Raw genomic sequence first — 2,978 nt, forward strand, 5'->3', positions numbered from 1 at the left:
AGCTCGTCCAGATTCTCCCCCTCCGGTTCCTGCCCGTTCGCCGGCTGGGTGGTGGACGCCTTGCCCGCCCGCCCGGAGGCGAAGACCACGGGCAGTTCCAGCGCGTGCTCGGCGGCGGCCTGGGCGGCCGGGTCCTCGAGGTCGGAGGCGAGGTCGATCAGGAGATCCTGCGCCTCCTCGACGACCTCGTCGATCCGCGCGTCCGGGCGGTCGGTCTTGTTGACCACGATGATGACCGGCAGCGATGCCGCGAGCGCCTTGCGCAGCACGAACCGGGTCTGGGGAAGCGGCCCCTCGGACGAGTCGATGAGGAGGACGACGCCGTCCACCATGTTGAGGCCCCGCTCGACCTCGCCACCGAAGTCGGCGTGACCCGGGGTGTCGATGATGTTGAAGACGAGATCCGCACCGCCCGACCCGGCGCCGTGCCGCCGCACGGACGTGTTCTTCGCGAGGATCGTGATGCCCTTCTCGCGCTCGAGGTCACCCGAGTCCATGACACGGTCGACGAGTTCCGCGCGTTCGTCGAACGCTCCGGACTGGCGCAGCATCGCGTCGACGAGTGTCGTCTTTCCGTGGTCGACGTGCGCGACGATTGCGACGTTGCGGAACTCGGTCAGGGCCATACGGTGGGTTCTCCCTCGGGGGCTTCCGGCGCCGTGGGCGGCTCTGGGCCGCCGGGCGCGTGGTGGGAATCCGCGGGCGGGCCGCGTGATCCACAGGCGCGTCCGGTCGAGCGCGCGTGCGTGGCCACATTACCCGCACCGGCCGCCACATCGATATCGCGAGACGGGAACCTCACACCCGCGGTGCCCGATGTTATTTACATCACTAGTCACATCTGCCACACTGGCCCCATATAGCTCGGTATTTCGACCTCCAGTGTCCGCACCTGTGGCCGTTGTGAGAACATCTAGCCGTCGACTGGTCGGCCCGCCGTCCGGTCCGCCCGCCTCATCCGAAGAATGGACTCGCCAGTGATCCGCGACTCGCACAGGAACTCGTTCAGGACCCTAGGCCTCGGTGCCGTAGCCGCTGTGGCTGTGTCCCTCGCCGTACCGGCCACCGCCAGCGCCCAGTCGCTCGACGAGCTCGGCCGCCCCACCGAGCCTGTCCTCCAGGCCATCGAAAACCTCTCCGAGCAGCAGTGGATCCCCGAATCGACGCGGGGCACCATCGCCCGCGTGGTCGGCTTCTTCCGCGGCTCCGGCGAGCCCGGGACCCCGCTCCCGGAGAACGGCCCGCGCATCGCGCAGTTCGCCTACCCGACGATCATGCAGGAGTGCATCGACGGCGAGAAGACCGCCGTCGGCGCGGCCACGGCCGTCCCGGGCAAGGCCGACCTCCCCCTGCCCGGCATCCCCGCCGGTGAACTCGGCTTCATCTTCACCGCCCTCGGCACCGAGGGCGTGGCCGACCACCAGGTCCAGCCCATGACCGTGGACTGGTACAACGTCAACAACGGTCGCCGTGGCAGCACGGTCCTGACCTACAACGGGATCAACGAGGGTGGGCCCGCGACCCTCAACGGCACCGCGCAGACCGGCGCCGGCCAGGTCCTGATGCTCCTCCAGGGCGGCGTCACCACCAAGCTCACCAACGGCGGCACCTCCAACTGCGTCGCCTTCCCGACCGTGGGGACCGCGCTCGTCCCGTGACCCCGAGCGGTGTGGATCCGGCCCGGCTCCACCCCGACACGAGTAAGGCCCGTCTCGCCCTCACCGGCGGCGGGCCTCTCGTCGTTCTCACCGGCGCCGGCATGAGCGCCGAGAGCGGGGTCCCGACCTTCCGGGACGCCCGGACCGGGCTGTGGGAGCGTTACGACCCGGCAGCCCTCGCCACCCCGCGGGCGTGGGAGCAGGACCGGGACACGGTGTGGGCCTGGTACCGGTGGCGCGAACGACTGGTCTGCAACGCCGAACCCAACGCCGGTCACCGCGCGATCGCCCGGGCAGCCGAGGCCCGCAGGGTCGTCGTGGTGACCCAGAACGTGGACGACCTGCACGAGCGCTCCGGGTCGCCGGACGTCCACCACCTGCACGGCAGCCTGTTCGAGCACCGGTGCGACGCCTGCGCGACGCCGATGGAGGTGGGGCCCCCGCCCTCCGAACCCGTGGCCCGGCTCGCCCCGCCGACGTGCCCCCGGTGCGACGGACGGGCCCGGCCCGGGGTCGTCTGGTTCGGCGAGGCGCTCCCCGAGGGCCCCTGGGACGCCGCGGTGTCCGCGATCTCCGCGGCGTCCGCGGTCCTCGTCGTCGGGACCTCCGGCCTCGTCCACCCCGCCGCCTCGCTCCCGGGCCTCGCCGCGGGCTACGGCATACCTGTGGTCGAGGTCAACCCCGGTCCCTCCGGTCTCGGTCCGGAGGTGTCCGTCCACGTCAGGTCCACGGCCGGCCAGGCCCTCCCGGCGCTCCTGCGGCCCTGACCCGACAGCGCCGCGCTCCGCACCAAGTCGACCCGCGGGTCGGTCCGGGCCACTAGCGTCGTCCCGGCAGGGTCTCGTCACCGAGACGTCCACCTCCCCGCTCTCGGGAGAACACGACCGGAGGTCAGCTCATGTCCGACACGTCCACCACCCCGTCCGGCACGGCGGTCATCGCAGCCGAGGTGATCGGCACCTTCTGGCTGGTGCTCGGCGGTTGCGGAACCGCGGTGTTCGCGGCCGTCCAGGTCGCCACCGCCGACACCGGTGACGTCCCCGTCGGCGTCGGTTACCTCGGGGTCTCCCTGGCCTTCGGCCTCACCGTCCTCACCGGCGTGTACGCCTTCGGCCACATCTCGGGCGGGCACTTCAACCCGGCGGTCACCGTCGGAGCCGCCGTCGCCGGCCGCCTGTCCTGGGCCAAGGCGCCGGTGTACATCGTCAGCCAGGTGGCCGGCGGGCTCGTCGCCGGCGCGCTCATCCTGCTCGTCGCCGGCGGCAAGGAGGGCTTCGAGGCAACCGGTCACATGGCCGCGAACGGGTTCGGGGCCCACTC

At 71.7% G+C, this 2,978-nt stretch carries 4 protein-coding genes; 3 read left to right on the forward strand and 1 reads right to left on the reverse strand.

Annotation, left to right across the window (positions count from 1 at the left end; all coding sequences use genetic code 11):
* On the reverse strand, positions 1 to 626 hold a 626-nt coding region (locus B4M60_RS14915; protein ID WP_291085816.1), incomplete at its 3' end, for a GTP-binding protein.
* 411 nt (positions 627 to 1,037) lie between these two features.
* Between B4M60_RS14915 and B4M60_RS14920 the strand changes: the two genes are divergently transcribed.
* From B4M60_RS14920 to B4M60_RS14930, 3 genes are all read left to right on the forward strand, one after another.
* On the forward strand, positions 1,038 to 1,658 hold the full coding sequence (locus tag B4M60_RS14920) for a hypothetical protein (protein ID WP_291085819.1): 621 nt from the start codon (positions 1,038 to 1,040) through the stop codon (positions 1,656 to 1,658).
* A complete protein-coding gene (locus tag B4M60_RS14925) occupies positions 1,655 to 2,425 on the forward strand; it encodes an NAD-dependent protein deacylase (RefSeq protein WP_291085821.1) in 771 nt (256 codons plus the stop codon). The genes B4M60_RS14920 and B4M60_RS14925 overlap by 4 nt, the downstream gene beginning before the upstream one ends.
* Positions 2,426 to 2,556: 131 nt before the next feature.
* The coding region (locus tag B4M60_RS14930) for an aquaporin (RefSeq protein WP_291085823.1) at positions 2,557 to 2,978 on the forward strand (422 nt) is incomplete at its 3' end.

The organism is Dietzia sp. UBA5065 (assembly GCA_002415925.1).
Lineage (GTDB): Bacteria > Actinomycetota > Actinomycetes > Mycobacteriales > Mycobacteriaceae > Dietzia.